The organism is Streptomyces sp. NEAU-YJ-81 (genome assembly GCF_017592595.1).
Classification (GTDB): domain Bacteria; phylum Actinomycetota; class Actinomycetes; order Streptomycetales; family Streptomycetaceae; genus Streptomyces; species Streptomyces hygroscopicus_B.
In genome coordinates, this window is the sequence record NZ_JAGFNO010000014.1 from 222,044 (window position 1) to 248,158 (window position 26,115).

Below are 26,115 nucleotides of genomic sequence, written 5' to 3' on the forward strand. Positions count from 1 at the left end.
ATCCCGAACGCCCCGGCCACCGAGCCCTGGTCGTGGGCACCCGGATCCCGGCGGCCAATGGCCAGCGACGGTACGCCACCGTGGCGCACGCACCGCGCTGAAGAACACCGCCGACACATGGCCGTCATATACGAACGGAAATGTGCGGCCGACCCGGGGAGTTTGCGCAGACATGACTGTAGGAGTTGCACTCACCGCGGCAGATGCGGACAACCAGATCGATGCCACCGTGCGCCTCGCCAGGGAAGCCTCGGCCGCCGGGCTGCGGTCCGCCTGGTTCGGGCAGACCTTCGGCGCCGACTCGCCCCAGCTCGCGGCCATCGTCGGGCGCGAAGTACCGGATCTGCACGTGGGCACATCCGCGATCCCGGTCTTCGGGCGTCACCCGTTGCTCGTCTCCAGCCAGGCCCAGACCGCACAGGCGGCCACGCACGGCCGATACCACTTGGGACTCGCTCTCGGCACCAAGCTCCTGACCGAGGCGGGCTTCGGCATCCCCTTCGAACGGCCCATCGCCCGCCTGCGTGAATTCCTCACCGCATTGCGGGAGTTGACCGAGACCGGCGCCGCCGACTTCCACGGCGAACTGCTCACCGCGACCACGCCGATCCCCGCCCGCGTGCCGGGTGCCGAGACCGGCGTGCCGCTACTCGTCGCGGCGATGGGCCCGCAGGCGCTGCGGGCCAGCGGGGAGTTGGCCGACGGCATCCTGCCGTACCTCGCCGGGCCCCGCGCCCTGGCCGAGCACATCGTCCCCACCGTCACCGTGGCGGCGGAGGCCGCCGGCCGTCCCGCGCCCCGCATCGTGGCGCTCGTACACGGTGTAGTCACCGACGAGGCCGACGCGGTACGCGAGAGGGTGGCCGAACAGCTCGCGTTCTACGAGCAGATCCCCTCCTACGCGCGGGTCATCGGACTCTCCGGCGGCACCCGGGCCGTCGATGTATCCGTGATCGGCGATGAGAAGACCGTTGCCGCCGAGGTGCGGCGCTACCGGGACGCCGGGGCGACGGAGGTGGTGTTCGCGGGGACGGATGCCGCCGGTGACATCGCCCGGCGCCGCACATGGGCGCTCCTGGGGGAACTCGCGAGCTGAACGCGCCCAGGGTTCCTCTGCTGGCCCGACCTCTCCCTTCTCCTCCGAACGTCCCGAACGTCCTGAACATCCCGAAAGAACAGGAAGACACCGAAGAGTTGACTTTCTCCCCCTCCGGAAGGAGGGGGATTCCTACGGCTCGCGCCGTAGAGGTTCCTGCTTCATCGCCGACCGCCCGCCCGGAGAACTCCGTTGAGGTCTTACACCGGCTCCACAGGCCAACACCGCCAGCCCGGCGGCCAGAATGTTCCGCGCCGCGTTCACCTCGTGGTCGTGGGTGACGCCACAACTGCCGCAGGTCCAGGTGCGGCGCCGGTCGGCGACCCGGGCGTGAAGGCGGGCGACCCTCCGGCGGGCCTTGGCCCGGTTGGCTCCGTCGCCCTTGGCCTTACGGGCCAGTTCCCGCTGCGCCTTGGCCAGCCGTCCACGGTCGTGCCGCTCGTGCCGGGGGTTGGTGATCTTTCCCCCGGTCGACAGGGTCAGCAGGTGATCCAGCCCGGCGTCCACGCCGACCGCCGCGGCCCCTTCTGGGAGGGGGCGGGACCACACGATGGCCAGCGGCTCCGTCATCTTCGCCCGAGTCAGCTTCCCGTCCTGGAACCGGAACGCGCTGGCGGTGTACTCCGCCGACTTGCGGGACTTCTTCCGCGACTAGTTCACCCGCTCCTGCCGCAGCGCCCACGCCTGGGTGTTGGGGGTGGACGCCGGTCCGCCCTGGCGACGAACCGGCTTTCCTTGCCCTACTCCGCCAGAGCCCGATTCCTCCCCACCCTGAAGGGCGGGGCTTCCTCAGAGGAGATCAGATGACCACGTACCGCACCCTCGGCCGCACCGGCGTGAAGGTCAGCCCCCTGACGCTCGGCGCGATGAACTTCGGCGCCTGGGCCAACCGTGACCATGACGACGCCATCAAGATCATTCACCAGGCCCTCGACGCGGGGATCAACGTCATCGACACCGCCGACGTGTACTCCCAGGGCGAGAACGAGGAGATCGTCGGCAAGGCGCTCGCGGACGGCCGCCGTGACGAGGTGTTCCTCGCGACCAAGTTCCACGGCCAGATCGGCGACAACCCGAATCACCAGGGCAACTCACGTCGCTGGATTTACCGGGCCGTCGAGGACAGCCTGCGCCGCCTGGGCACCGATTACATCGACCTCTACCAAGCCCACCGACCCGACCCCGCCACCGACTTCGAGGAGACGCTCGGCGCACTCGACGACCTCGTACGGCAGGGCAAGATCCGTTACTTCGGCACCACGACCTTCGAGCCCCACCAGATCGTCGAGGGCCAGTGGATCGCCGAGCGACTGCGCCTCCGGCGTCCCGTCACCGAGCAGCCCCCGTACTCCATCCTGGCCCGGGCGGCGGAGCGTGCGGTGCTGCCCGTCGCCGAGCGGTACGGGCTGGGTGTCCTGCCGTGGAGCCCGCTGGCCGGTGGCTGGTTGTCCGGTCGCTACCGCAAGGGGGACACGGCACCCGCCGTGTCCAGCCGTCTGGAGCGCCAGCCGCACCGGCACGATCCGGAGCTGGCGGCCAACAAGCGCAAGCGCGAGGCGGCGGAACAGCTCGCCGAGCTGGCCGACGAGGCGGGCCTGTCGCTGATCCACCTGTCGCTGGCGTTCGTGCTGGAACACCCGGCCGTGTCGACAGTGATCATCGGCCCGCGCACCCAGGAGCACCTGACGAGCCAGCTCGGCGCCGCGGACGTCCGTCTCTCGCAGGACGTGCTCGACCGGATCGACGAGATCGTGCCGCCCGGCACCACGATCAGCCCGGCGGACGAGGGCTACCAGCCGCCGTCGCTCACCGACCCGGCCACCCGCCGCCGGTCGGCCGCGGGCGACTGATCCCGCACACCGGTACCCGAGCGGACGCCGGAAAGCTCGCCGCCCCCGTTGCCCCGGCCCGACCGGTGGCGACGGGGGCGACTGTCATGACCGGACCCGGTCGGCCCGGTCACGCCGTACCCGTCTCCTCCCGCTCGATGGGCGGGTCCACGCCCAGCCGGGCGAGCAGTCGCTCGCGCAGCGCGGCGTATTCGGGACCGGCGGGCCGACGCGGCGCCGGAACGTCCACGGCGAGGTCGGCGGCGATCCGGCCCCCGTCCAGGACCACGACCCGGTCGGCGAGTGCGATCGCCTCGTCCACGTCGTGGGTGACCAGCAGCACGGCGGGACGGTGCCGCTCGTACAGGCGGGCCAGAAGAGTATGCATACGGGTCCTGGTGAGCGCGTCGAGCGCGCCGAACGGCTCGTCCGCGAGGAGCAGTTCGGGCTCACGCACCAGGGAGCGGGCGAGCGAGACCCGTTGCTGCTCACCGCCTGACAGCTCCACCGGCCAGGCGTCCTCCCGTCCGGCCAGACCCACCTCGGCGAGCGCGGTGCGTGCCCGCTCCTCGGCGTCCGCGCCCGTGAGCCCCAGTGCGACATTGGCCAGCACCCGTTTCCACGGCAGCAGCCGGGCGTCCTGGAAGACCACCGACACATGGGCGGGCGCGCTCAGTACGCCTTCGCCGCCGGCGTCGTGGTCGACTCCGGCGAGCGCCCGCAGCACGGTGCTCTTGCCGGAGCCGCTGCGGCCGAGCATGGCCACGAACTCCCCGGCGCGCAGGCTCAGATCGAGCCCGTCCAGCACCTTGCGCGTGCCGAAGGCCCGTACGAGCCCCTCGATGCGGACGGCCGCCCCGGCTTCCGGGGTGGTGACCGTCAGCCCGCCAGCGTACGTCGCCATGACAGGGCCTTCCTCTCCACGAGCCGTACCAGTCCGTCGGAGAGCAGCCCCAGAAGTCCGTAGACGACGAGGCCGACGATGATGATGTCGGTCTGCCCGTACGTCCGGGCGAGCCCCATCATGTAGCCGATCCCGCTGGTGGCGTTGACCTGTTCGACGACGGCCAGGGCCAGCCAGGCGGCGGTCACGGCGAAGCGCATCCCGAGGAGGAAGCCGGGCAGCGCGCCCGGCAGCACGATGTGCAGCAGAAAGCGCGGGCGGCTCAGCCCCAGCGTCTCGGCGAGTTCGACGTACCGGCTGTCGATGGTGCGCAGCGCGTTGTGGGTGTGGATGTAGACCGGGACGAGGGCACCGAGGGCGATCGTGATGACTTTCATGGACTCCCCGATGCCGAACCACAGGATCAGCAACGGGATGAGAGCGAGGGAGGGAATGCTTCGTTTGATCTGCACCGGGCCGTCGATCACCCCCTCGCCGAGTCTGCTGAGCCCCGCGATCAGCGCCAGCACGAGCCCGGCGGCCGTCCCGTACGCCAGGCCGGACAGGGCCCGCACGGCGGAGGTCCACACGTTGGACTGGAGCCTGCCGTCCGCGATGAGGTCACCGGCCGTGGTCACCACCGTCCAGGGGGCGGACAGGTTGCGCGCGTCGATGAGGCCGGTGGCCGATCCGGCCGACCAGACGGCGAGCAGCAGAACGGGGCCGATCGCCCTGCCGTACGGGATGGGCCGGCCGGGGCCGAGGCGGCGGCGCACCCGCCCGCGCCGGACGGTTGGGGGCGCCGGGGCGTCTTTCGCCGTTGTGACGAGGGACAGCCGCTCGCCGGTGGTGTCCGTGCTCATCGCGGCTGCCCCGCTTCCGCGACCGCGTCGGCGGCAACAGACTCGTACCGGCGGTCGAAGAGGACTCCCGCGTCGAACTTCTCCTGGCCCGTCTCCTTCGCCAGCAGGTCGACGGTCTTCTGCTGGCGTGCGATGGCCGGCGTCCAGTCCGCCGGAATGTCCGGGTGGCCGGCCTGCTCGACCAGGTATGCCCCGTCCGTGCGAGTGAGACCCTGGTCCTTGACGTAATAGCCGTCGATCCACTGCTCGGGGTGCTGGTCGATCCAGACCTCCGACCGCGCCCAGAAGGTGATGAACTCCCGGATGGCCGCGGCCTTCTGCGGGTCGCTCACGGACTCGGTCGGCGCCCACAGATGCGCGGGATCGTCGCGCAGGCCGTGCTGGATGGTCTTCCCGCCGTCCTTGCCGTACTTCGCCGGATAGCGCTTGATGTTGACGCCGCCGAGGGGCGCGACATCCACCTGACGGCTGCCGAGCGCGGTCGGATACACATCCCCGGTGCTGGGCAGCTCGACCAGGTGCACATCGTTCTTGGTGAGCCCCGCCTTGGCCAGGATGCGCAACACGAGCGCGCCCTGGGCCTGCCCCGGGCTGTAGGCGATCTTCTTGCCGCGCAGGTCCGCCAGGGTGTCGACGTCCGTACCGGGAGCGATTCCGAGCTCGTAGACGGGGTGCTGCAACGGGTCCTTGCGAAATTCCGCCGCCACAAGCTTTGTATCGAGACCGGTCCAGTGGGCGTGTATCGACGGGATCTCCGCCGACGAGCACAGATCCAGGGAATGCGCGCGGAAGGCCTCCGAGCACTGCGGACCGCCGCTGATATTGGCCCACTTGACCTTGAAGGGCAGCTTGTCGATCTGCCCCGAGAGCTTCAGTGCCACCTGCGTGTCCGGCGCACCGACCGTAATCGACGTATTCGCCTTCACCTTCTCCGGAATCTTGATATGGGCGAGGTTCTTACTATCGGCGGTGGTCGGTGAGGTGGTGTTCTCGGCGCAGCCGACCAGCAACGAGGTGCAGGTCAGAGCGGTCAGGATGAGCGGGGCGTGCCTGGGCATACGGGTTCCCGGGTGCAGGGCGTACGGCATCGGCGCGTACGGAAGTCAATTGATGTCGCGGGGCGGAATTCGTCGCGAGTGAGGCGTGTTCGCTACTGGAGTTCAGCTACACAGCGCGACGGTGAGGCGCATCAGATCGACAGGGCGCCGCTGCGTGAACCGCGAAGAGGTCGGCATGCCGCTGAAGCTACCCACGACGCCAAGAAAGGGTCAAGCGCGCGTTCGCCTTTCCGGAAGGCGGCAATGACGACTTCGTATGGCTGCCATGTTCGCGTTACATGGCTCTCGCGGGTGTCGGAATGGACCCGAGCAGCCCCTGCCGTCCTCGGTGACGGCGACGGTACGCGGCCCGCAGAGAGCGCGGCCGGGCGAAAAGGCCGTCTTGCCCGGTGCATGCCAATAGTGCGAGACTCCGGAAACCGATGCCTGCCCGTGAGCCGTTCGGCGAACTGGGCACGCCCCACGCTCAGCCGGCTGATCTCGACAGCAAGGGAGTGGCGTGTTAGGCACACTGAGGTTCAGGCACGTGTCCGTGGCGGCGGCGACGGCCGTCCTCGCGCTCCTTCTCCCCGCATGCGGCGGCGACGGCCAACCGGGCGGAAGCGGCCCCGCCGCTTCCGCGTCGCTCGACCCCGAGGCGGATCTGAGCAAGCAGCGGCTCACCGTCTCGAACTGGGACGGCTATATGCCGAAGGACCTTCCCGCCCGGTTCGAGTCGGCCGTCGGCGCGCCCATGACCGTCGCCAAGCACAGCACCAACGAGGAGATCGTCGCCAAACTGACCGCCTCCGCCGACAGCGGCATCGACGTGGCGTTCGTATCGGGCCAGTACGCGCAGGCGCTCGCGGCGCAAGGGCTGCTCGAACCCATCCACCACGATCTGGTCCCGCACCTCAAGAACCTGGACCCGCTCGCCGCCCGGCTCGCCCATGACAAGGGCAACGTCTACTCCGTCCCGTACACCTGGGGCACCACCGGGCTCTGCTACCGCAAGGACCTCGTCGGCTACACCCCCGACAGCTGGAACGACCTGCTGAAGCCGCGCGCCGCGGTCAAGGGCAAGGCCACCATGCTGAAGACCGAACGCTGGCTCTTCCTCCCCGCCCAGAAGGCGCTCGGCTACTCGGTGAACACCACCGACGAGCAACAGCTCGCCCAGGTCAAAGAGTTGCTACTCACTGCGAAGGACGGGCTCCTCGCCTACGACGACACCACGTTCGGCGACCGGCTCAAGTCCGGGGAGGCCGTGCTGGCGGAGGCCTGGGACGGCTGGTGCCCGACCGACGACAAGAGGATCGGCTTCGTCGTCCCCAAGGAGGGCAGCGACCTCTGGACCGACACGATGGTCATCCTCAAGTCGTCGAAGAACAAAGAGGCGGCGCACGCCTTCATCGACTACGTCCTCGACGCGAAGGTACACTCCTGGGTCGCCTCGAACATCTTCTACAAGGTCCCCAACACCGCCGCCATGGCCGAACTCGACCCGGCCCTGCTGAAGAGCTACCCCGCACTCGCCATGCCCCCCGAGCAACTGCTCAAGGGTGAGTCCGTCGTCGACCTTGGGGACGCCGCGACGGCGTACACCCGGATCGTCACGGAAGTCACCGCGGGCTGATGGCCCGCCGGGGGAAGGCGGCCGGAGGACCACATGTGCGAACCCGTCTCGTCCTGCTCGGCCCGGGCCTGTCCTACCTGGCCGTCCTGCTCCTGCTGCCGCTGGCCCTGCTGATCGGCTACACGGTCTTCCGGCGGGGCCGCTTCGGCGGGATCGCGTACGAGGACGGAAGTACCGGCGAGAACTTCGCGCGGATCACCGACCCCCTCTACGCCGGCGTCCTCACCGACTCGCTGCGCATCGCCGCCGTCACCACGCTGCTCGCGCTTCTCCTCGGCTACCCGACCGCGTACGCGATCAGCCGGCTGCCCGGCAGATGGCGCACGGTCGCCCTGGTCCTGGTCGTGCTCCCGTTCTGGACCAACTTCCTGATCCGTACCTACGCCTGGATCGTGCTGCTGTCCAGCCGCGGTGTGGTCAACTCGGCCCTCACCGGCATCGGGGTGATCGACCGGCCACTGAAACTCCTCTACACGGAACCCGCCGTCGTCCTCGGACTGCTCTACGCCTATCTCCCGCTGATGGTGCTGCCGCTGTACTCGGCGATCGAGCGGATCGACCCCCGGCTGCTCGAAGCCTCGGCCGATCTGGGCGCCCGCCCGGCCCGCACGTTCTGGAGCGTGACGCTCCCGCACACCCTGCCCGGCGTGCTGACCGGCTGCGTCTTCGTCTTCGTGCCCAGCCTCGGCAACTTCGTCGTCCCCGAACTGCTGGGCGGCGGGCACACGGTCATGGTCGGCAACCTGATCAGAGACCAGTTCCTCACGGCACGGGACTGGCCGTTCGGCTCGGTGCTCGCCCTCGCCCTCATGGCGTTCCTGGTCCTGCTGCTCATGGCGCAGGCCTGGGCCGGGCGCCGGCTGGGCGGCCGCTGATGCGCCGGGCGACGCTCCTCCCGCTGTGGTTGACGTACGCGTTCCTCTACACGCCCGTCGTGGTGCTCGTGGTGATGTCCTTCAACCGCTCGGACAGCCCCTACGAGTGGTCGGGGTTCAGCACCGCCTGGTACAGCACGCTGGCCGGCGACGACGAGGTCCTGCGGGGCCTGGCCAACACGCTGATCGTGGCCGCGGGCGCGACCGCCCTGTCCACCGTCCTCGGCACACTGCTCGCCGTGGGGCTCGCCCGCCACGCGAGCCGGTCGCGGCTGCTGCCCGCCCTGTCGGTGCTGCCCGCCGTCCTGCCGGACATCGTGCTCGCGATCGGCCTGCTCGCCTTCTACTCGCTCGTCTCGGCCACCCTCGGCCTGCACTCGGTGCTGCTCGCCCACACCGTCTTCGGCCTCGCCTTCGTCACGGCCGTCGTGCGCACCCGGATCGCCCACGTCGACCCTTCCCTGGAGGAGGCCTCACGCGACCTCGGCGCGGGCGAGGTCACCACGTTCCTCCGCATCACCCTGCCGACCCTCGCCCCCGGCATCGTGGCGGGCGCGCTACTGACGTTCACGCTCTCGCTCGACGAGTTCGTCATCGCCTTCTTCACCGCGGGACCGAAGGATCCCACCCTGCCGATCGTCATCTACTCGATGATCAGGTTCGGCGTGACCCCCGAGATCAACGCGCTCGCCACCCTGCTGCTCGCGGTCAGCTTCACCGTGGTGATCGCCGCCCAGCGCGTCAGCCGGCTGACGGAGGCGCTGTGATCCGTATCCATGCCGTCACCCGGCGGTTCGGCGAGGTCACCGCCCTGGACGGGGTGAGCCTGGAGGTCGAGGAGGGCGAGTTCTTCGCCCTCCTCGGCCCGAGCGGCTGCGGGAAGACGACCCTGCTGCGCGTCCTCGCCGGATTCGAGACCCCGGACAGCGGCACGGTCACCCTGGACGGCCAGGACCTGCTGGGCGTGCCCGCGCACCGGCGGCCGGTCAACCTCATGTTCCAGTCGTACGCGCTGTTCCCGCACATGAACGTGGAGAAGAACATCGCGTACGGGCTGGCGCGGGAAGGGCTCGCCCGGGCGGAGATCGGCGAACGGGTCGCGGCCGTCCTTGCCACCGTCGGGCTGACCGCGCAGGCCCGCAGACGGCCGCACCAACTGTCCGGCGGGCAGCGGCAGCGGGTCGCCCTCGCCCGTGCCATCGTCAAACGCCCGCGTGTGCTGCTGCTCGACGAGCCGCTGTCGGCGCTCGACAAACAGGTCCGCGCCGAGATGCAGCTGGAGCTCAAGCGCCTCCAGCACCAGGTGGGCATCACCTTCATCGTCGTCACCCACGACCAGGAGGAGGCCATGTCGCTCGCCGACCGGATCGCCGTCCTGGACCGGGGGCGCGTCCAGCAGGTCGACACCCCCGTCGAGCTCTACCGGCACCCTCGGGGCCGGTTCGTCGCGGGCTTCGTCGGCGCCAACAACGTCTTCTCCGGACGGCTGCTGCCCTCCGGCGCACTCGACGTACCCGGCGTCGGTGTTCTGCCCGCCCCGGCCGGTGACACGGCGGCGCTGGTCGGCGTACGCCCGGAGAGCATCCGGCTCGCCGCCGGGGACGCGGACGCTTCCTTGCACGGCACGGTGTTGGACATCAGTTACCTCGGCGGCTCTTCGAGGATCGCGGTCACGGTCCCCGGTCTGGACCGGCCGGTCCTGCTGACCGTTGCGGGCCCGGCCACGGTGACCTCCGGGGCCCGCGTCGCGCTGTCGTGGGACCCGGAGAGCGCGGTACTGATCGAGACGACGGGAGACACCCCTTGAGCGGACCCCTGACCATCCTCTTCGCGCCGGAGAGCGCGTACGGCCCGACCAACAACTGCGTCGGCATAGGCGACGTACTGCGCCGACGGGGCCACCGCGTGGTGTTCGCGGCGGAGGCGTCCTGGAAGGGCAGGCTCGCCCCGCTCGGCTTCGAGGAGGACCTGGTCGACCTGGCCCCGCCGCCCGAAAAGCCCCAGGAGGCGGGCCAGTTCTGGAAGGACTTCGTACGGGACACCGCCCCCGAGTTCCAAAAGCCCACGATCGAACAGCTGGGCACGTGGGTCAGGCCGGTCTGGGAGGAACTGGTCGCCGGCGCCCGGTACTGCGAACCTCAGCTCAAGAGAATCGTCGACCGGGTCCGGCCGGATGTGATCGTCGAGGACAACGTCGTCTGCTTCCCCGCGCTGACCACGGCGGACGTGCCCTTCGTGCGGATCGTCTCCTGCAACCCGCTGGAGGTGAAGGGCGAACACGTTCCCCCGCCCTTCTCCGGGTACCCGGCCGGTGACCGCGCGGGCTGGGCCGAGTTCCGTGCCGAGTACGACCGTACGCACCGCGAGCTCTGGGCCGAGTTCAACGCCTGGGTCGTGGACCGGGGCGCGAGGCCGCTGCCCGCCCTGGAGTTCATCCACGACGGCGAGCTGAACCTGTACGTCTACCCGGAGATCGCCGACTACGCCGATGCCCGCCCGCTCGACCCTGCCTGGCACCGGCTGGACTCCTCGGTCCGCGAGACCGACGAGGAGTTCACCCTGCCGCCGGAGTGGGCCGAACGGCCTGAGGGCAGCGCGCTGATCTATTTCAGCCTGGGCTCCCTCGGCTCCGCCGACGTCGGCCTCATGCGCCGGATCATCGCCTCCCTGGCGCGCACCCCGCACCGCTACATCGTCTCCAAGGGGCCGCTGCACGACGAGATCGAGCTGCCTCCCACCATGTGGGGCGCGGAGTTCCTCCCGCAGACGCGGATCCTCCCGCTCGTCGACCTCGTCATCACCCACGGCGGCAACAACACGACCACCGAGAGCCTCCACTTCGGCAAGCCCATGATCGTGCTCCCGCTGTTCTGGGACCAGTACGACAACGCACAGCGGGTCGCCGAACTCGGCTATGGCGTCCGCCTCGACCCGTACCGCTTCACCGACGCTCAACTGCACGGCGCCCTGGCGGAGTTGCTCGGCGACACCCGCCTGCGGCACCGGCTGACGGAAGCCTCCAGGACCATCCGGGCCCGCGACGGGCTGCGCACCGCCGCCGACCTCATCGAGCGGCTCGGCCACGAAAGGCAGGGAACATGAAACCGTCCTTACGGCTCGGCCTCGGCGTCGCCGTCCTCGCGGCGCTCTCCGCCTGCGCGGACGGGCCCTCGTCGTCCTCCCACGGTGACTCGGGCGCCCGGACCACGCTCCAACTCGCCGTTCCCTCGGCCGTGATCGCCCCCAAGGAAGAGGTCGCCACCTACGCGGTGGGCGACACCGAGGGCTATCTGGCCGCGGAAAAGCTGAAGGTCGACGTAATCAACACCGACGGGTCGGTGGCAGCGGTCCAGGCCGTCGCCTCGGGCAGCGCCGACATCGCGCCGGCCGACGCGGGAGCCATCCTCGCCGCACGGGAGAAGGGCGTCCCGGTGAAGGTCATCGGGGGCCTGGTACGGAACTGGCCGTGGCGCATGGCCGTCCGGCCCGGCAGTGAGGTCAGGAGCCCGGCCGACCTCAAGGGCAAGAAGATCGGGGTCATCAGCCTCGCCTCCGGCTCGGCCATCTATGCCCGCGCGTACGCGAGCGACGCCGGACTGGACGCGGCCAAGGACGTCGACCTGCTGCCGGTCGGCGTGGGCGCACAGGCCCTGGCCGCTCTGGAGGACGGCAGGGTAGACGTGCTCGCCCTGTACACCCAGGCGTACACCACCATCGAGAACACGGGCACCGAGCTGCGCTATCTCGACAACTCCGATGCGTTCGACGGCATCCGCTCCCTGACCTACACGGTGACCGAGAAGACGCTGAAGGAGAAGAAGGACGCGCTGACGCGCTACTTGCGCGCCTCCTACAAGGCACTGCTCTTCTCCGCCGTCAACCCCGAGGCCGCGATGCGCGACGGCTACCAGACCTTCCCCAAGCTGCTGACCGGCAAGAAGGCCGACGACCGCATCGCCGACGACACCAGGACCCTCGAGGCGTGGATCAAGACCGCGGTCCCCGCCGCCGGTGAGCCCGAGAACTTCAAGGACTGGGGTGCGATCAGCGACGTGGAGTGGGTCAAGACGGTCGCCTACACCAGGACGGCCGGCCAGATCACCAAGGACGTCCCCCTCCCGGAGCTGTGGGACGGCAGCCTGCTGGGGGGCGCGAACGACTTCGACCCGGCGGCCGTGATCGCGAAGGCGAAGGCCGCCGGGTGACGCGGGAAGGCGGGGAGAACAGGAGAGCGGGGAGAGCGTGGACGAAGACCGCTGGATCGAGGTCACCGGACTGCACAAGACTTACCGGCCGCGCAGGACCGAGCCGACCCACGCGCTCTCGGACGTCACCTTCACGGTCCGACGCGGCGAGTTCCTGTCGGTCGTCGGCCCGTCGGGATGCGGCAAGACCACCCTGCTCAAGATCCTCGCCGGGATCGTCTCCAGGAGCCAGGGGACGGTCCGCGTCGCCGACCGCGACGTGACGGGGCCACTGCCCGAGGTGGGCATGGTCTTCCAGACGCCGACCCTCCTGCCCTGGCGCACCGTGCTGCAGAATGTGATGGTGCCCGTGGAGGTACAGAAGCTCGACGCCTCGGTGTACCGGGAGCGGGCCGAGCGGCTGCTCGCCATGGTCGGCCTCGACGGCTTCGAGGGCAGACACCCGCATGAGCTCAGTGGCGGGATGCAGCAGCGCGCCGGAATCTGCCGGGCCCTGGTGCACGACCCGGCCGTGCTGCTGATGGACGAGCCCTTCGGCGCACTCGACGCACTGACCCGCGAGTCGTTGAACGTCGAGTTGCTGAGGATCTGGCGGGAGAGCGGCCAGACCGTCGTGTTCGTCACCCACTCCATCCCCGAGGCGGTCTTCCTCTCCGACCGGGTCGTGGTTCTCAGCGCCCGCCCTGGCCGCATAGCCGAGATCGTCGACATCGAGCTCGAACGTCCGCGCACACTCGGCGCGATGGCCTCGGACCGCGCCGGAGTCTTCGTCGAGCGGGTCCGCAGGCATTTCAACGCCACCTGGGTGATCGACTCATGAAGCGACTCCGGGAGCGGCGGCTCCGCGTGGACCTGCGAGAGCGTCCCGAACTGCTGCTCGCTCCCGCGGTCTTCGTCGTCACCATGCTGGCCTGGGAGTTCGCGGTCCCCGCCTTCGGTATCGACGACTACGTGCTGCCGCGCCCCTCGCAGATCTACGACGCCCTCCGCACACAGCTGGCGGATCCGTTGTTCTGGGGACATCTGAAGGTGACGGTCCTGGAGTCGCTGTACGGCTTTCTGCTCGGAGTGGCGGCGGCGCTGGTGCTGGGCACCGCGATCTCCCAGGTGCGGCTGATCGAGCGCACCTTCATGCCCTATGTCGTCGCCTTCCAGACGGTGCCCAAGGTGGCGCTCGCGCCGCTGTTCGTCGTCTGGTTCGGCTTCGGTATGACGAGCAAGGTCGTCATGGCGGCGGTGATCTCGTTCTTCCCCGTGCTGGTCAACGTCATCGAGGGGCTGCGCTCGGCCGACGCCGACCGGATCCAGATGCTCACGGTGTTCGGCGCCGGCAGGTTCCAGGTGTTCCGGATGGTGCGGCTGCCGAGCGCGCTCCCCTTCATCTTCGCCGGCCTGGACATCGGGATCGTCTTCTCGATCCTCGGCGCCGTCGTCGGCGAGTTCATCGGCGCGAAGGAGGGCCTGGGATACCTCCTGCTGCAGACCAACTACAACTTCGACATCGCCGGGATGTTCGCCGTGCTGGTGGTGCTCTCCGTACTGGGGCTGATCGCCCACTTCATCATCCGGTTCGCCCAGAAGCGGCTCGTCTTCTGGGCCGAGGAGAACCGGGTGATCGGCGCATGACGAGCTGAGGACGACAGCGGCAGGAGGCCCGCATGACCGCATACGACCTGGTGGTGAAGAACGCCCGTGTGGTCGCCCACGACCACGATGACGCGCGCCCCGCGGACATCGCCGTCAGCGGAGGCCGGATCGCCGCCGTAGCCTCCGACATCGCCACGGAAGGCGCCCGTCGGGTGGTCGACGCCGACGGCAGGCTGGCCTTCCCCGGTGTCGTCGACGCCCACCAGCACTGGGGGATCTACCACCCGCTGCCCGAGGACGCGGCCGCCGAGAGCCGCGCATGCGCACAGGGAGGCGTCACCAGCGCCCTGACCTACACCCGGACCGGCCGCTACTACCTCAACAAGGCCGGTGCGTACGCCGACTTCTTCCCCGAGGTGCTGGCGGCCGCTTCCGGCCGCGCCCACGTCGACTACGGCTTCCACCTCGCGCCGATCTCGCGCGCTCACATCGACGAGATTCCAGACCTGATCGAGCGGTTCGGCGTCACCTCGTTCAAGGTCTTCATGTTCTACGGAAGCCACGGCCTCCACGGCAGGTCAACCGACCAGAACGCGTTCCTGATGCTCCCCGAGGGCGAGCGGTACGACTACGCGCACTTCGAGTTCGTCATGCGCGGGGTGCAGGCCGCCCGCGAGCGGTTCCCCGGCCTCGCCGACGAGATATCCCTCTCCCTGCACTGCGAGAGCGCCGAGATCATGACCGCGTACACCAGGCTGGTCGAGGAGGCGGGTGACCTGACCGGGCTCGCCGCCTACAGCGCCTCCCGGCCGCAGCACTCCGAAGGTCTCGCGGTCGCCGTCGCCTCCTACCTGGCGCACGAGACCGGGCTGCCCACGATCAACCTGCTGCACCTGTCGTCCCGCAAGGCGGTCGACGCGGCCGTGCGGATGAGCCGGGCGTTCCCGCACATCGACTTCCGCCGTGAGGTGACCGTCGGGCATCTGCTCGCCGACATCACCACCGCACACGGCATCGGCGGCAAGGTCAACCCGCCGCTGCGGCCCCGTGACGACGTCGAGGCGCTCTGGGAGCACATGCTCGACGGCACCGTCGACTGGGTCGTCAGCGACCACGCGTGCTGCCGCGAGGAGGTGAAGTTCGGCGAGCCCGAGGACGACGTCTTCCTCGCCAAGGCCGGCTTCGGCGGCGCCGAGTACCTCCTCCCCGGCCTGCTCACCGAGGGAACGAAACGCGGCCTGCCGCTGGGCCGGATCGCCGCACTGACCTCCTGGAACCCGGCCCGGCGCTACGGACTGCGCACCAAGGGCAGCCTCGCCCCCGGCTTCGACGCCGACATCGCCCTGGTCGACCCGGGCCGCACCTGGACCGTGCGCGCCGCGGAGTCGGAGTCGACGCAGCAGTACACCCCGTTCGAGGGCTTCGAGCTGACCGCCCAGGTCACCGACACCTTCTTGAGGGGCAACCACACCCTGCAGGCGGGCAAGGTCGTCGGCCCACCCGTCGGCGCCTACCTGCACCGTCCGACCGGCACCGCCTGAGCTTGACTCTGTTGAGAATCTCTGACGGTCGAGGTCAGCTGCCGAGGGTCCACCAGGACTTCGGCCGGGGATCCCCTGCTGATCCAGGAAGGTCCGGAAGGCGGTCGGCGGCTTTCGTGAACACCCGCCAACCAGCGCGAACAGTCACACGGCGCGCGGTCAGCCGATGTGTGTGAGCAGGTCCTGCGACAGGGTCCACAGGCGTCGTGCGTTGTCCGGGGCAAGGGCGTACCGGGCGACGCCGTGCAGCGTGCCGGAGCGGCGGTCGGCGACCGCGCCCGCGCCGCCCGCGCCTACGCTCGCCGCACCAACTCCCCATGACCCCCCGGTCACCCAGCAACCACCAGCGCGAAAAGGAAGCACACCACCGGGGGCGTGGTGCTGGGCGCCCGTCAGGCGCCGAAGCGATGGCGCGCGTCCTCGATGTGACCGAGGTACTGGTGGGTCCAGCCGCACATCCCGTCGACCGTCGCGCGCAGGGCCCGGCCCGGCTCGGTGAGGGTGTACTCGACCCGGGGCGGCACGGTGGGGTGCACCTTCCGCTCGACCAGGCCGTTGCGCTCCAGCATGCGCAGGTTCTGGGTGAGCATCTTATGGCTGACGCCCTCGACGTCGTTCCGCAACTCGCTGAAGCGCAGGGTGCGCTCACCGAGTGCCTCGATGATCAGGAACGCCCACTTGTTGGCGACGTCCGAGAAGATCTCCCGCGCCAGAGAGTCCGCGCGCCTCAGGTCCGCGTCCTCGGGCAGACCCTTGAGTAGCTGCTTGGTCACCATCAGGTTCCCCAGTCACCGAAAAGTGCGTTCTTCCAGGTCGACTGCCACTCTCCTACAGTTCCTCAGTAACTACAAGAGAGCAAGGAAGAAGGGGCGAGCACCATTGGCCACCATCGATGTCTTCAACCACAACGTGCCGGCCGAGAGCGACTTCGGCTACTCGCAGGCCATCAAGTCCGGCGATCTCATCCACGTCTCCGGACAGCTCTCGCTCGACGAGGCAGGCGAGTTCCTCTCCGCGGGCGACTTCACCGCCCAGCTCGAGCAGACCTACGTCAACATGGACAAGGTCCTGGACCACTACGGCGTCACCCGGAACCAGGTCATCTCGCAGACCCTGTACGTGGTGAACCTGCGGCAGCATGCCACGGCGACAGCGGAGGGCAACCTGGCGTACTTCGGCGACCACCGCCCAGCCAGCACGGTCCTCGGCGTCACCGAACTGACCTTCCCCGGCCAGGTCATCGAGATCAGCTTCGTCGTCGACACGAAGCTGCCCGCCTGAGCTTGTCCGCAACGCACGGCCCGGCCTGACCGGCCTCCGGGAGTCACCCGGGCAGCCGCCGCTTCCGCCGCGAGGCGGCGGCCGCCTTGGCGGAAGCGAGTGGCCCAGGCCACTCTTGCGTCACCTCGAAGACGAGGTTCACTCCTGACTCCGCTCTCGCAGTTCAGCCAGCATGGGGCCGAGTCGCGCGGCGAGCTGGGAGTCGGTCTGCTCGAGTTCGTCGGTCAGGACAGTGACGGATGCTTTCAAGGCCCGTCGTAGCTCTGATTCCTCGACCGAGCGGACGAGCGTTGCCTCGAGTGGCGCGGTCATGACCTCGGGAAGCAGATGGGCGCCTTTGGCATGGACGGCTGTACAGCCGAGGCGCAGGCACGCCAGCGCGACGACATGATCACGCAAGACACTGATCCAGTATTCGGCCTGCCACCCCCGGCCTCGCCGGATGCAGATGTGGGCGTGTAGAGCGTGATGCCAGGCGAGGCCGGTCAGGGTGTCGCGATCGGCTTGTGGGAAGGGGTCCAGGGTTCGTTCCTCACCGAAGATCGTCCGCCACTGCGGGCCGCGCGCACCGAACTCCCCTTCGGGGCAGAACGTGATGTCGACTTCCAGTCAGCCGGGCAGGAGACCGCGAGAACCAGGTCGGTGTCCGACCATCGATCGCTGTGTCCGGTGGCTTGTGAACCGGTCAGAGCCGCTCCGGTGACGGCCTCGTCGGCTTCGGCAAACTGGATCAAGCGGTTTCGGAGGCGGTCTCGTTCCTCGACAGAGAACAGACAGCGGCCCCCCGGACACTGAGGCTGGCACCCGCAGGCCGCTCGCTCATCTCCTGACTCCTTGGGCACCATCTCATCAGGCGAGTCCGCGGTAGCAGATCAGGGTCAGGCGGCGGTCGGACCGCATCCGGGCCAGGCGGGTGCCCAGGTCGCACTGACACAGATCGTCAACTGATTGATTCTCCCGGGACTGGTAGCTGTCCTGGCCGTGCGTAGGGTTTCAAGAAGGCGGCAGTGCGGCATTCGCGCACTCGATCCGCTGCCGCGCCGAGTGTTCAGGCGCATCCACGAGAGAAGGAAGCACACCTTATGCACGCCCTTGTGGTCGATCACAGCGAGGCCGGACCCGTCCGGTTCGCCGATGTCGATGAGCCCGTGCCGTCCACCGGTGAGGCGGTGGTGGAGATACGGCACATCGGTCTCAATTTCGGCGAGCTGAGGTACGCGCACCAGTGGCCGGCCGGCGCTGTGCACGGTCATGACGCGGCCGGCGTCGTGGTGCGCGCCGCATCCGACGGCTCGGGGCCGCCCGAAGGTACGCGCGTCGCGCTGGGAATGGCTCCCTACGCGTGGGCGGAGCGGGTGGCGGTCGGCCCCGCCTGGCTCGGCACCGTTCCCGCGGGCGTGGATCTGGCCGACGCCGCCGCGCTGGGGGTCGCCGGGGTCACCGCACTCCGGGTGCTACGCAAGCGTTCCCTGCTGGCGCGCAACGTCCTGGTCACCGGCGCCAGCGGGGGCGTGGGGCACTTCGCCGTCCAGCTGGCCGCGCTGGCGGGCGCCCGGGTGACGGCACTCGTCGGTTCGCCGGACCGGGCCGCCGGACTCCGCGAACTCGGGGCCGACGAGATCCTGACCGACCTGGCCGAGACCGAGGACCGGTTCGACCTCGTCCTGGACACGGTCGGCGGGCCGCTGTCAGCCCGAGCGTGGAGTTCCCTCGCCGAGGGCGGCACCATCCACCTGGTCGGTTTCACCTCGGGCCAGGACACCACGTTCCCCTCAGGGACCTTGTTCGGCTTCGGCGAACCCCGCACCATCGCCACCTACGGCGACATGACGCCGCCCGGAGCGGAGTTGACGGATCTGTTGGGCCTGGTAGCCGCCGGGAGGCTTGCGGCACCGGTCGGACTGCGAGGCGGCTGGAAGGACGTGGACAACGCCATCCAGGCGCTGTTCGCCCGGAAGGTGCACGGAAAGATCGTTCTTGACGTGGCCTGAAGCCCTGGACGAGGAACACATGCGACGTCGCCCGCCGGCGGTCGCGGATCGCGGCGGTGGACGAGAGTGGAACCATGGACGTACTCGCGGAGGCCTTGCGTGTTTCGGGTGCGCGAGGGGCGCTCGGGGTCAGGCTGAAGGCCGGAGGAACCTGGGGCCAGTGGCTGGACTCCTATCCGGGAGCGGCACTGCACGTGGTGTCCCGCGGCACGATGTGGCTCCACGTCACCGGCGAGAAACCCCTGGAGGTGCAGGCCGGAGGCGCCGTCCTGGTGGCGCCGGGCACCGCACACGGGATAGCCGGCGGCTCCAGCGTGACGATGGGTACGTGCGACCAGAAGGCGGCGGTCCAGGCCATTGCCGATGGCAAGGCCCTCCAACTGGGTTCGGCACCCGCGCAGACGGAAGTGATCGTCCTGCACTATGAGCAGGACCCGGAGGTGAGCACACCGGTGCTCACCTCCCTCGCCCGGCCGATGCACGTCGCAGCCCGGGAGAACGCACAGCTCAAAAGGACCGTCGAACTCCTCACGGCGGAACTCGCACAGCCGCAGATCGGCACCACCGCCGCCGTCAACAGCATCGTCGACCTGCTGCTCGTCCAGTTCGTACGCGCATGGCTGGACCGCCACCCGGAGGAGCAGTCCGGCTCATGGCTGGGCGCCATGCGTGATCCGGTCGTGCGCGACGCCCTCGCATGTGTCCACACCCAACCGGAACACCCCTGGACCACGGAGACCCTGGCCGCCGCGACGAGCGTCTCCCGGGCGACACTGTCCAGGCACTTCCGGTCCGCCCTCGGACAGACGCCGGGCGCGTACGTGACGCAGTGGCGCATGGACCTGGCGGCCGTCCGGCTCCGCGATACCGATGAGCCGGTCGAGTCGATATCCGGTGCGGTCGGATACGGCTCTCCGCACACGTTCAGCCGTGCCTTCCGACGTGCCCGAGGCATGGCCCCTGGCGAGTACCGTTCTCGACTTCGCAAGTGATCGCAGGCAGGTGCACAGGGCCTGGAAGACCTCGGACCGCTCCGCCGAACTCCCGGTGTAGCAACGTCAGTTGCGGGGTTCGGTGTGATGCGGCTGCCCGCCAGGGTCTATGCCAGCGCGACGTGGGTGCCGAAGGCCCGGGCGTGGTAGGTGAGCGGGGCGCCATCGGCGGCTTCGGTCGCCAGGACGTTGCCCAGGGCGATCACGTGGTCTCCTCCCCCGACCACATCCGCCACCTCGCAGGCCAGCCAGCCGGGGGCGGCGGATAGCCGGGGGACGTCCCAGTCCACCTCCCAGGACACGCCGGTGAACCTTCCGGCGCCCCCCTTGCGCGCAAAGGCCAGCGCCAGCGCGGATTGCCCGTGTCCCAGGACATTGACTCCGAACCGCAGCGACGACTTGATCAACGTCAAGAGCTCCGAACGACGGTCGAGGGCGATCAGAACCATGGGCGGTTGCATCGACAACGACGCGAAAGCGCTGACCGTGGTGCCGTGCGGCCGTTCTCCGTCCATCGCGGTGACGACGGTCACCGGCGTGGCCACACCGGCCATCACCTCGCGGAAGGAAGACATCAGCAGCGCATTCTCGGATTCGGCCATCGCAGCTCCCTGGATGGAAAATGGCGGTGTGGCACAGAGGTGCTGGGCGATAGGTTCTGTCCGCCGGCAGACAGGGATTTTCGGTGTTCCGCTGGTCCTACAGCTGAAGGATCAGCTTTCCCGTATTGGCTCCGGTGAACAGGCCACGAAGCAGGCTCGGAAAGTCCCTGAGACCGCCTTCCACAACGTGCTCGGCCGAGGTCAACTTGCCTTCCGCAAGCCACTGGGCGAGTTGTCGGGTCGCCTCGGGGTAGCGGTCCTCGTAGTCGAATACGACCATGCCGGTCATCGATGCCCGGTTCACGAGCAGCGACATGTAGTTCGCCGGGCCTTTCGGGCGCTGGTCGTTGTATTGGGACATCGCGCCGCTGATGACGACGCGTGCCCCGCGCGCGAGCCTGGTCAGCACCGCGTCCAGGATCGGGCCACCGACGTTGTCGAAGTACACGTCCACGCCGCCGGGGGCGTACGCGCGCAAGGCTTTCCGCACATCGTCACTCTTGTAGTCGATGGCCGCGTCGAAGCCGATCGCCTCGACCAGGGTCCGGCATTTCTCCGGGCCACCCGCGATACCGATGGCGCGGCAGCCGGTGATCTTGGCGATCTGACCCACCATGCTGCCGACGGCACCCCCCGCGCCCGACACCACAACGGTGTCGCCCTGCCGTATACGGGCGACGTCGAAGAGACCGAAGTAGGCGGTCAGGCCGGTGATGCCGAGCGCACCGAGGTATGTCGTCTTCGGCGCGATCGAGGTGTCGATCTTGTGGAGGCCCGTGCCGTCGGACAGCGCGTATTCCTGAACGCCGAAGGCTCCGTAGAGCTCGTCGCCGACCGCGTATTCGGGGTGCCGGGACGCGATGACCGTACCGATCCCGCCCGCCCTCATGACGGCGCCGAGGTCCACGGGGGGTACGTAGGACGCGCCCGGGTTCATCCAGCTCCGCATCGCCGGGTCGATGGAGATGAGATCGACCTTGACTACGACCTGCCCCTCGCCCGGTTCGGGTATCTCAGCGGTGGTGAGGGTGAAGTCGGTGTCCTTCACATCGCCTTCGGGGCGTGCGGCGAGCACCATCTGGTGATTGCTGTCCATGGTTTCCCTTTCCGTTGCGTGCCGCCTGCCCGGCGCGCGGCAGCGCCACAGCACACGCAAGCCTCCGGTGCCGGCGCCTACGGCCACGAGTTCGGCCTCATGCGCCGCCCGGTGATGGTCCGTCACGTCCGCCGACCGCATGATGCCCGCTTCGACTTGACTGCTGCGGCACGGAGCGAAAGTATAACGACTGAACTAGTAAAGCAAATGAACTACTTAACGCCAAAGCACTTGCGCCGAAGAGAGGTCTCCCATGCCCCACACGCATCACGAGGCGGACGCGAATCAGGAAAGCCTCGGGGAGGCGACGGATCGCATCCGTCTCCAGGCGCAGGCCATGGCCGCCGACAACGAACGGGAGCGCCGGCTGAGTCCGGAGCTGATCGATGCGCTCCGTGACTCCGGGCTGATGCGCTGCGGAGCACCCGAGGCTCTCGGCGCCGCACAGGCCCCGCCCGCCGTGTCACTTGAATGCGCCGAGACCATCGCGCGCGGCGACGCCGCCACCGGCTGGTGCGTCTCGATCGCTCTCACCAGCAGCCTGCTCGCGGCGTACCTTCCGGAGAAGGGCGCCGCCGAGACTTTCGGTGACCCGCGCGCGATCGCGGCGGGCGTGTGGGCGCCGCGGGCCAAGGCCCGCCCGGTCGAGGGAGGCGTGGTCGTCTCCGGCCGCTGGTCGTTCTGCAGCGGGATCACGCACGCGGACTACTTCTTCGGCGGCTGCGTGGTGGACGACGGCCGCGGTGACAAGGACGGTGCGCCGACGCTCCGCGCGGTCGGGATCCCGGCCGAACAGCTACGGATACTCGACACCTGGCACACGTCCGGCCTTCGCGCGACGGGCAGCCATGACGTCGTGGCCGAGGAGGTGTTCGTTCCCGCGCACCGCGTACTGGCGCTGGACGACGGTCCGCTGATCGACGCTCCGCTGTACCGCTTTCCGATCTACGGGTACTTCGCGCTGTCCATCGCCGCGGCCGCGCTGGGCAACGCACGCGGGGCGATCGATGACCTCATGGACCTCGCGGGCCACAAGGTCGCCACCGGCTCGCGGCGAACCCTGGCGGAGAAAGCGACCACGCAGGCCGCCGTGGGACAGGCGGAGGCCGCCTTGCGCGCCGCACGCGCCTTCTTCTACTCCGCCATCGACGACGCCTGGCAGGCGGCGTGCACCGCCGACGCAGTGGGGCTCGGCCCTCGCACCGGGTTGCGTCTGGCAGCGGCCCACGCCGCTCGCACGTCGGCGGAAGTCGTCCGCGCCATGTACGACCTCGGCGGCGGATCGGCGGTCTACGACAGCTCGCCGCTCCAGCGCCGCTTCCGGGACGCGACCACCGCCACCGCCCACCTCCAGGTGAGCCCGGCCACCTGGGAGACGACCGGCCGCATCCTGCTCGGCCTACCGACGAACGTGGCGCAGCTGTGAGGCGGCGATCGCTCGGCGTGGTACTTCCGTACTGGCTGGACCGACCCGACCTGGAAGCCCTCGGGATCGCCCACCAGGCGAGTGCCTGCGGCTTCGAGCGGCTGTGGCTCGGCGAGATGGCCACCTTCGACGTGTTCGCCCTCGCCACCGCCGTCGCCAACAGCACCTCGATCCCCCGACTGACGGTCGGCCCGCTCGCCGTCGGCGTGCGCTCCCCCGTCACCATCGCCATGGGGGCCGCCAGCGTCGCAACGCTGACGGGCACACACGTGGATGTGGCGCTGGGAGCCTCCAGCCCGCACATCGTCTCCGACTGGCACGACCGCGGCTGGAGCGGCAACCCGCAGCGCACCAGGGAATCGGTCACGGTGCTGCGTGAACTCCTCGGTGGAGGGCGGGCCGCCTTTGCCGGCCGGCACATCCGCACGCGGGGCTTCCGGCTCCGCCGGCCGCAGCCGGACTCCAAGATCAGCGTCGCGGCGTTCGGGCCACGCATGACGCGCGTCGCGGCGGAGACCGCGGACGAGGTCGTGCTGAACCTGGTGCCGCCGGAACACATCGCCAAGGTGCGCGCGTCGATCGACGCCATCGCCGAAGCCCGCGGGCTGCCCGCGCCACGGCTCGCGGTGTGGGTCACCTGTTCCGTCGAACCGCGCCCGGCCACCCACCACCAGCTCGCCTCGCAGCTGGCCGTCTACCTCCGCCCACCGGGATACGGCGAGATGTTCACCGAACTGGGCTTCGGCAGCCTCGTCCGCCAGGCGCGTTCCACCACCGGACGCCATACGCTTGTCCCAGAGATTCCCCCCGAGCTTCCGGCGGCCGTCGGCGCGATCGGCTCAGGACCTGAAGTAGTGCGACGTATCGAGAGCTACTTCAACGCCGGCGCCGACCACATCGGGCTGGTACCCACGACGGCGGACGACTCCGACGGCGCCGGGACCTTGGCCTTCATCAGGGAACACGCCCCGGACCTCGTCTCGGGGCCGATCGGGGCGAAGCAGCCGGCCGGCGACGACGGGATACGATCTCTCGGTGACGGACACCCCTGAGGCGCAGCCCCCGGATTCGCGCGGCGACGACTCGGTCACGCGGACACTCAACCTGGTCGGCGAGCGATGGACGATGCTGATCCTCCGTGAAGCCTTCTTCGGTGTGCACCGTTACGGACAGTTCGCCCAGAACCTGGGCATTCCGCGCCCCACCCTGTCGAACCGGCTCGGCAAGCTCGTGGACGTCGGCCTGCTGATCCGGGAGCGCTACGCGGGCGGTCCGATCCGCAGCGACTACGAATACCGCCTCACCCAGGCCGGCCTCGATCTCTTCCCAGCGATCCAGATCTTGATGGAGTGGGGCAATACCTACCTCCCGGACGACCCGGCGGGCAGCGGATCCACGGTGGCCTGGACACACGACGTGTGCGGATCGCCCACACACCCGAGGCTGACCTGCGACCAATGCGGGGAACCGGTCACCGCGCACAATGTGCACCTCACGGGCGATACGCCGTGAGGTGACCTCGCCGGCCGGAGTGTGCACCTCAGGCGTCGCCGCTGCCGAGGTGCCGGGCTGCGAGCGCGGTGACCTGGGCAGACAGGTCCGACAAGGAGGAATCGCGCAGCGCGGCGGCGTGTGCCAACCGGGCCACGTCGCTCACCCAGGCACCCGTGGCCCGATCACCCTCACCGATCCGAACGAACCCACGGTCCAACAGCCCGCGGGCCTCGGTCTCCCGCTTCCGGGCCACCGCTTTGACCACGCCGATCGCATTGGCCAGGGCACTGGCCGGCCGTGACCACTCGCCCTCACGGGCGCGTGCCGCCGGATTTCCCGCGTCATAGTGCGGGTCATCCGCAACCGATGCGGTGCGCACATCCAGGTCAAGCCGCCAGAACAGCGGCACCCCCGCAAAGCGGACGAACAGCAGGCGGCGGCGGTCGGAGCGGTGGAAGTCCGGGTCAATGCGGACGCTGTCGACCGGCTGGACCTCTCCAAGCGCCCCGGCCACGCGGGCCAGGCAATCCGGGAACCGCGCGTCCGGCACCACCCACGCGATATCGATATCACTGAAGGCGTCCGCAGCGCCTGACGCCAGCGAACCGGTCAACTCCGCGGCTGAGCCCGGGCAACACCTCTCCAACGCGATACACACCTCGGCGGCCAAGGCGGCACGATCGGCTTCTCTCACCACACCACACACCCTAAGTCCCGGCCCTGCGGCAGACCCGATTAGCGCAGCGCCCGCGCACCTATGACGGACAGCGTCTGCAACTTCTCGTAGCTCTCACTGCCGGGAATGGCGGTGTAGACGATCAGGAAGTGCGACTGGTTCGGATCGAGCAGCGTCTGGCAGGTCAGCTCCAATGCGCCGAGCTCGGGGTGGATGAAATTCTTCACCTCGTTGGGCCGGATGCCGACCTCGTGGTCGTTCCACACCTGGCGGAACTCCTCGCTTTGAGCGAGCAGCAGGTCGGCGTAGTGGGCCGCGCGGGAACCAGGGCCCCGCAGCGTGGCCACCCCGCGCAGGCCCGAGACGAACATGCGGGTCAGGAACGGATGGTCGTCGGGGGCGTAGAGCTGTCGAGTGGCGGGGTCGGTGAACCATCGGTAGCCGAGGCTGCGGGCCGGGCCGCTGTAGACGGTCAGGTCGCCGGTGAGCGCGATGCCGAGCGGGGTCTGCCGCAGCGTCTCGCCGAGTTCGGTGACGATCTCCGCGGGAGTGTCGTGCAGGCGGTCGAGGATGCGCAGCAGGCCGGGGCTGATGTGCTCGCTGTCCGCGCCCCGCGGGGGCGGGGTCTGTCCGGCGAGCCGGAACAGATGGTCGCGCTCATCGAGGGAGAGGTGGAGCCCTTGCGCGATGGAGGCGATCATCTGCCCGGACGGCTGGGGTCCGCGCTCCCGCTCGAGCCGCGCGTAGTAGTCGGTCGACATATGGCACAGCGCGGCCACTTCCTCCCGCCGCAGCCCGCTTGTCCTGCGGCGCGGTATACGCGGGAGGCCGACGTCTTCGGGTTGCAGCGACTCCCGGCGGCGCCGGAGGAACTCCGCTGTCGGCGTACAAGTGAACGTGCGCCATCTCGTACGGAGGAATGTGCACCGTTTTCGGTGCGGTGATGGGGTGGGGGCCGTGAGTCTGCTGCTGTCGGTTCGGTGCGGCAGGAGGGCGGCTGACGGT

At 69.3% G+C, this 26,115-nt stretch carries 26 protein-coding genes and 2 pseudogenes; 17 read left to right on the forward strand and 11 right to left on the reverse strand.

Going from position 1 to position 26,115, the window contains the following annotated elements; genetic code table 11:
* The first annotated feature begins 172 nt into the window (after positions 1-172).
* The gene (locus J5X86_RS27895) at positions 173-1,096 is read left to right on the forward strand and encodes an LLM class F420-dependent oxidoreductase (protein WP_208519451.1); all 924 of its coding nucleotides are present in this window, start codon (positions 173-175) and stop codon (positions 1,094-1,096) included.
* Positions 1,097-1,228: 132 nt separating this feature from the next.
* Here the strand turns inward: J5X86_RS27895 and J5X86_RS27900 are convergent.
* Positions 1,229-1,747: pseudogene (locus tag J5X86_RS27900) on the reverse strand (transposase); the annotation flags it as partial.
* Positions 1,748-1,899: 152 nt separating this feature from the next.
* On the opposite strand from J5X86_RS27900, the gene J5X86_RS27905 reads away from it, so the two are divergent.
* Positions 1,900-2,946 (forward strand): aldo/keto reductase, encoded by a 1,047-nt coding sequence (locus J5X86_RS27905; protein WP_208519452.1) that lies wholly within the window; start codon positions 1,900-1,902, stop codon positions 2,944-2,946.
* A gap of 109 nt (positions 2,947-3,055) precedes the next feature.
* On the opposite strand, the gene J5X86_RS27910 is transcribed toward J5X86_RS27905, so the two are convergent.
* From J5X86_RS27910 to J5X86_RS27920, 3 genes are read right to left on the reverse strand one after another with little or no spacing between them, the layout of a single operon-like run.
* Positions 3,056-3,829, reverse strand: coding sequence for an ABC transporter ATP-binding protein (locus tag J5X86_RS27910; RefSeq protein WP_208519453.1), 774 nt, complete (start codon positions 3,827-3,829; stop codon positions 3,056-3,058).
* Positions 3,805-4,671, reverse strand: coding sequence for an ABC transporter permease (locus J5X86_RS27915; RefSeq protein ID WP_208519454.1), 867 nt, complete (start codon positions 4,669-4,671; stop codon positions 3,805-3,807). The genes J5X86_RS27910 and J5X86_RS27915 overlap by 25 nt, the downstream gene beginning before the upstream one ends.
* On the reverse strand, positions 4,668-5,729 hold the full coding sequence (locus J5X86_RS27920; RefSeq protein ID WP_208519455.1) for an ABC transporter substrate-binding protein: 1,062 nt from the start codon (positions 5,727-5,729) through the stop codon (positions 4,668-4,670). The genes J5X86_RS27915 and J5X86_RS27920 overlap by 4 nt, the downstream gene beginning before the upstream one ends.
* A 526-nt stretch (positions 5,730-6,255) precedes the next feature.
* Here J5X86_RS27920 and J5X86_RS27925 point away from each other — a divergent pair.
* Genes J5X86_RS27925 through J5X86_RS27965 form a run of 9 tightly spaced genes read left to right on the forward strand, consistent with a single transcriptional unit; the run spans position 6,256 to position 15,552 of the window.
* A complete protein-coding gene (locus J5X86_RS27925) occupies positions 6,256-7,344 on the forward strand; it encodes a spermidine/putrescine ABC transporter substrate-binding protein (RefSeq protein ID WP_308124754.1) in 1,089 nt (362 codons plus the stop codon).
* A 35-nt stretch (positions 7,345-7,379) separates the two neighbouring features.
* On the forward strand, positions 7,380-8,219 hold the full coding sequence (locus J5X86_RS27930; protein ID WP_308124755.1) for an ABC transporter permease: 840 nt from the start codon (positions 7,380-7,382) through the stop codon (positions 8,217-8,219).
* A complete protein-coding gene (locus J5X86_RS27935; protein WP_208519457.1) occupies positions 8,219-8,986 on the forward strand; it encodes an ABC transporter permease in 768 nt (255 codons plus the stop codon). The genes J5X86_RS27930 and J5X86_RS27935 overlap by 1 nt, the downstream gene beginning before the upstream one ends.
* Positions 8,983-10,026: an ABC transporter ATP-binding protein gene (locus J5X86_RS27940; protein WP_208519458.1), complete on the forward strand. Its 1,044-nt coding sequence runs from the start codon at positions 8,983-8,985 to the stop codon at positions 10,024-10,026. Before J5X86_RS27935 ends, J5X86_RS27940 begins: the two co-directional genes overlap by 4 nt.
* Entirely contained in the window at positions 10,023-11,321 is a 1,299-nt protein-coding gene (locus J5X86_RS27945; RefSeq protein WP_208519459.1) for a glycosyltransferase, read from the forward strand. The genes J5X86_RS27940 and J5X86_RS27945 overlap by 4 nt, the downstream gene beginning before the upstream one ends.
* Positions 11,318-12,424 (forward strand): ABC transporter substrate-binding protein, encoded by a 1,107-nt coding sequence (locus J5X86_RS27950; protein WP_208519460.1) that lies wholly within the window; start codon positions 11,318-11,320, stop codon positions 12,422-12,424. The genes J5X86_RS27945 and J5X86_RS27950 overlap by 4 nt, the downstream gene beginning before the upstream one ends.
* A 37-nt stretch (positions 12,425-12,461) precedes the next feature.
* Positions 12,462-13,244 carry an ABC transporter ATP-binding protein gene (locus J5X86_RS27955; RefSeq protein ID WP_208519461.1) on the forward strand — a complete coding sequence of 261 codons (783 nt, stop codon included), beginning with the start codon at positions 12,462-12,464 and terminating at the stop codon, positions 13,242-13,244.
* Positions 13,241-14,050, forward strand: a complete 810-nt coding sequence (locus tag J5X86_RS27960; protein ID WP_208519462.1) for an ABC transporter permease — start codon at positions 13,241-13,243, stop codon at positions 14,048-14,050. Before J5X86_RS27955 ends, J5X86_RS27960 begins: the two co-directional genes overlap by 4 nt.
* A gap of 32 nt (positions 14,051-14,082) precedes the next feature.
* Positions 14,083-15,552 carry a dihydroorotase family protein gene (locus tag J5X86_RS27965; RefSeq protein WP_208519463.1) on the forward strand — a complete coding sequence of 490 codons (1,470 nt, stop codon included), beginning with the start codon at positions 14,083-14,085 and terminating at the stop codon, positions 15,550-15,552.
* 159 nt (positions 15,553-15,711) lie between these two features.
* Here the strand turns inward: J5X86_RS27965 and J5X86_RS27970 are convergent, their stop codons facing one another.
* Together J5X86_RS27970 and J5X86_RS27975 are read right to left on the reverse strand one after the other, a co-directional pair.
* Positions 15,712-15,885 (reverse strand): hypothetical protein, encoded by a 174-nt coding sequence (locus J5X86_RS27970; RefSeq protein ID WP_308124756.1) that lies wholly within the window; start codon positions 15,883-15,885, stop codon positions 15,712-15,714.
* A 59-nt stretch (positions 15,886-15,944) separates the two neighbouring features.
* Positions 15,945-16,328 (reverse strand): helix-turn-helix domain-containing protein, encoded by a 384-nt coding sequence (locus tag J5X86_RS27975; protein ID WP_208519464.1) that lies wholly within the window; start codon positions 16,326-16,328, stop codon positions 15,945-15,947.
* A gap of 103 nt (positions 16,329-16,431) precedes the next feature.
* Between J5X86_RS27975 and J5X86_RS27980 the strand changes: the two genes are divergently transcribed.
* The gene (locus J5X86_RS27980) at positions 16,432-16,833 is read left to right on the forward strand and encodes a RidA family protein (RefSeq protein WP_119984058.1); all 402 of its coding nucleotides are present in this window, start codon (positions 16,432-16,434) and stop codon (positions 16,831-16,833) included.
* Between the two features lie 138 nt (positions 16,834-16,971).
* Here the strand turns inward: J5X86_RS27980 and J5X86_RS51030 are convergent, their stop codons facing one another.
* On the reverse strand, positions 16,972-17,232 hold the full coding sequence (locus J5X86_RS51030) for a hypothetical protein (protein WP_243981596.1): 261 nt from the start codon (positions 17,230-17,232) through the stop codon (positions 16,972-16,974).
* A gap of 683 nt (positions 17,233-17,915) precedes the next feature.
* Here J5X86_RS51030 and J5X86_RS27990 point away from each other — a divergent pair.
* Together J5X86_RS27990 and J5X86_RS27995 are read left to right on the forward strand one after the other, a co-directional pair.
* Complete coding sequence (locus tag J5X86_RS27990; protein ID WP_208519465.1) at positions 17,916-18,824, forward strand: zinc-binding dehydrogenase; 909 nt, start codon at positions 17,916-17,918, stop codon at positions 18,822-18,824.
* 74 nt (positions 18,825-18,898) lie between these two features.
* On the forward strand, positions 18,899-19,816 hold the full coding sequence (locus J5X86_RS27995) for an AraC family transcriptional regulator (protein WP_208519466.1): 918 nt from the start codon (positions 18,899-18,901) through the stop codon (positions 19,814-19,816).
* A 107-nt stretch (positions 19,817-19,923) separates the two neighbouring features.
* Here the strand turns inward: J5X86_RS27995 and J5X86_RS28000 are convergent, their stop codons facing one another.
* Positions 19,924-20,418 carry a flavin reductase family protein gene (locus J5X86_RS28000; RefSeq protein ID WP_208519467.1) on the reverse strand — a complete coding sequence of 165 codons (495 nt, stop codon included), beginning with the start codon at positions 20,416-20,418 and terminating at the stop codon, positions 19,924-19,926.
* 97 nt (positions 20,419-20,515) lie between these two features.
* Positions 20,516-21,514, reverse strand: a complete 999-nt coding sequence (locus tag J5X86_RS28005) for an NADP-dependent oxidoreductase (protein WP_208519468.1) — start codon at positions 21,512-21,514, stop codon at positions 20,516-20,518.
* 253 nt (positions 21,515-21,767) lie between these two features.
* Between J5X86_RS28005 and J5X86_RS28010 the strand changes: the two genes are divergently transcribed.
* Genes J5X86_RS28010 through J5X86_RS28020 form a run of 3 tightly spaced genes read left to right on the forward strand, consistent with a single transcriptional unit; the run spans position 21,768 to position 24,452 of the window.
* Complete coding sequence (locus J5X86_RS28010; protein WP_208519469.1) at positions 21,768-22,940, forward strand: acyl-CoA dehydrogenase family protein; 1,173 nt, start codon at positions 21,768-21,770, stop codon at positions 22,938-22,940.
* Positions 22,937-23,992, forward strand: a complete 1,056-nt coding sequence (locus J5X86_RS28015; protein ID WP_208519470.1) for an LLM class F420-dependent oxidoreductase — start codon at positions 22,937-22,939, stop codon at positions 23,990-23,992. Before J5X86_RS28010 ends, J5X86_RS28015 begins: the two co-directional genes overlap by 4 nt.
* Entirely contained in the window at positions 23,976-24,452 is a 477-nt protein-coding gene (locus tag J5X86_RS28020; RefSeq protein ID WP_208519471.1) for a helix-turn-helix domain-containing protein, read from the forward strand. The genes J5X86_RS28015 and J5X86_RS28020 overlap by 17 nt, the downstream gene beginning before the upstream one ends.
* A gap of 28 nt (positions 24,453-24,480) precedes the next feature.
* Here J5X86_RS28020 and J5X86_RS28025 read toward each other — a convergent pair whose 3' ends face one another.
* Together J5X86_RS28025 and J5X86_RS28030 are read right to left on the reverse strand one after the other, a co-directional pair.
* Positions 24,481-25,047, reverse strand: a complete 567-nt coding sequence (locus J5X86_RS28025; RefSeq protein WP_243981597.1) for a hypothetical protein — start codon at positions 25,045-25,047, stop codon at positions 24,481-24,483.
* A gap of 122 nt (positions 25,048-25,169) precedes the next feature.
* A pseudogene (locus J5X86_RS28030) lies at positions 25,170-25,988 on the reverse strand (helix-turn-helix transcriptional regulator); the annotation flags it as partial.
* Positions 25,989-26,115 lie beyond the last annotated feature (127 nt).

Coding starts and splice junctions, on each gene's coding strand:
- J5X86_RS27895 (WP_208519451.1), top strand. CDS start 173: ATGACTGTAGGAGTTGCACTCACCGCGGCAGATGCGGACAACCAGATC.
- J5X86_RS27905 (WP_208519452.1), top strand. CDS start 1,900: ATGACCACGTACCGCACCCTCGGCCGCACCGGCGTGAAGGTCAGCCCC.
- J5X86_RS27910 (WP_208519453.1), bottom strand. CDS start 3,829: ATGGCGACGTACGCTGGCGGGCTGACGGTCACCACCCCGGAAGCCGGG.
- J5X86_RS27915 (WP_208519454.1), bottom strand. CDS start 4,671: ATGAGCACGGACACCACCGGCGAGCGGCTGTCCCTCGTCACAACGGCG.
- J5X86_RS27920 (WP_208519455.1), bottom strand. CDS start 5,729: ATGCCCAGGCACGCCCCGCTCATCCTGACCGCTCTGACCTGCACCTCG.
- J5X86_RS27935 (WP_208519457.1), top strand. CDS start 8,219: ATGCGCCGGGCGACGCTCCTCCCGCTGTGGTTGACGTACGCGTTCCTC.
- J5X86_RS27950 (WP_208519460.1), top strand. CDS start 11,318: ATGAAACCGTCCTTACGGCTCGGCCTCGGCGTCGCCGTCCTCGCGGCG.
- J5X86_RS27960 (WP_208519462.1), top strand. CDS start 13,241: ATGAAGCGACTCCGGGAGCGGCGGCTCCGCGTGGACCTGCGAGAGCGT.
- J5X86_RS27965 (WP_208519463.1), top strand. CDS start 14,083: ATGACCGCATACGACCTGGTGGTGAAGAACGCCCGTGTGGTCGCCCAC.
- J5X86_RS27975 (WP_208519464.1), bottom strand. CDS start 16,328: ATGGTGACCAAGCAGCTACTCAAGGGTCTGCCCGAGGACGCGGACCTG.
- J5X86_RS27990 (WP_208519465.1), top strand. CDS start 17,916: ATGCACGCCCTTGTGGTCGATCACAGCGAGGCCGGACCCGTCCGGTTC.
- J5X86_RS27995 (WP_208519466.1), top strand. CDS start 18,899: ATGGACGTACTCGCGGAGGCCTTGCGTGTTTCGGGTGCGCGAGGGGCG.
- J5X86_RS28000 (WP_208519467.1), bottom strand. CDS start 20,418: ATGGCCGAATCCGAGAATGCGCTGCTGATGTCTTCCTTCCGCGAGGTG.
- J5X86_RS28005 (WP_208519468.1), bottom strand. CDS start 21,514: ATGGACAGCAATCACCAGATGGTGCTCGCCGCACGCCCCGAAGGCGAT.
- J5X86_RS28010 (WP_208519469.1), top strand. CDS start 21,768: ATGCCCCACACGCATCACGAGGCGGACGCGAATCAGGAAAGCCTCGGG.